This is a genomic window from Ruegeria sp. CE12 (assembly GCF_056537525.1).
This window is the reverse complement of the sequence record NZ_JBQFRS010000049.1, coordinates 1-1,294: the sequence shown is the minus strand read 5'-3', so window position 1 is coordinate 1,294 and position 1,294 is coordinate 1. Positions and strand designations below refer to the sequence as shown.

The 1,294-nt window shown below is 51.5% G+C and carries 1 rRNA gene; it reads left to right on the top strand.

Annotated elements, in window-relative coordinates:
- Positions 1-25 precede the first annotated feature (25 nt).
- Positions 26-1,294 (top strand): 23S ribosomal RNA (locus ACR0IO_RS23035); the annotation flags it as partial.

Sequence of the window (1,294 nt, the reverse complement as noted above, 5' to 3'; positions counted from 1 at the left end):
CTTGGTGATTATAGCTAATGAGAGTGATCAAGTGTCTTAAGGGCATTTGGTGGATGCTTTGCCGACTAGAGGCGATGAAAGACGTGATACGCTGCGATAAGCGTCGGGGAGCTGCGAATAAGCTTTGATCCGGCGATTTCTGAATGGGGCAACCCACCCGCAAGGGTACCCGCAAGGGGGCAAACCCGGAGAACTGAAACATCTCAGTACCCGGAGGAAAGGACATCAACCGAGACTCCGCTAGTAGTGGCGAGCGAACGCGGACCAGGCCAGTGGTCATATTTTAAGAACCGGAACAAGTTGGGAAACTTGGCCTTAGTGGGTGATAGCCCCGTACGGGTAGAAAGAAGTATGATCCTTGAGTAGGGCGGGACACGTGAAATCCTGTCTGAACATGGGGGGACCACCCTCCAAGCCTAAGTACTCCTAGTCGACCGATAGCGCACCAGTACCGTGAGGGAAAGGTGAAAAGTACCCCGACGAGGGGAGTGAAATAGTACCTGAAACCGAATGCTTACAAACAGTTGGAGCCCGTAAGGGTGACAGCGTACCTTTTGTATAATGGGTCAGCGACTTAATTTAACGAGCAAGCTTAAGCCGATAGGTGTAGGCGCAGCGAAAGCGAGTCTGAATAGGGCGTTTTAGTTCGTTGGATTAGACCCGAAACCGAGTGATCTAGCCATGAGCAGGTTGAAGGTGCGGTAACACGCACTGGAGGACCGAACCCACGAATGTTGAAAAATTGGGGGATGACTTGTGGCTAGGGGTGAAAGGCCAATCAAACTCGGAAATAGCTGGTTCTCCGCGAAATCTATTTAGGTAGAGCGTCCTGTGAATACTCCTGGGGGTAGAGCACTGGATGGGCTATGGGGGCTCACCGCCTTACTGATCCTAACCAAACTCCGAATACCAGGAAGTACTGCAGGGCAGACACACAGTGGGTGCTAACGTCCATTGTGGAGAGGGAAACAACCCTGACCGCCAGTTAAGGTCCCTAAGTTATGGCTAAGTGGGAAAGGATGTGAGGATCCCAAAACAACCAGGATGTTGGCTTAGAAGCAGCCATCATTTAAAGAAAGCGTAACAGCTCACTGGTCTAAATAAGGGTCTTTGCGCCGAAAATGTACCGGGGCTAAAGCCATACACCGAAACTGCGGGTGCATCTTTGATGCGCGGTAGCGGAGCGTTCTGTAAGCTGATGAAGGGTGACCCGTGAGGGCACCTGGAAGTATCAGAAGTGCGAATGCTGACATGAGTAACGATAAAGAGGGTGAGAGACCCTCTCGCCGAAAGT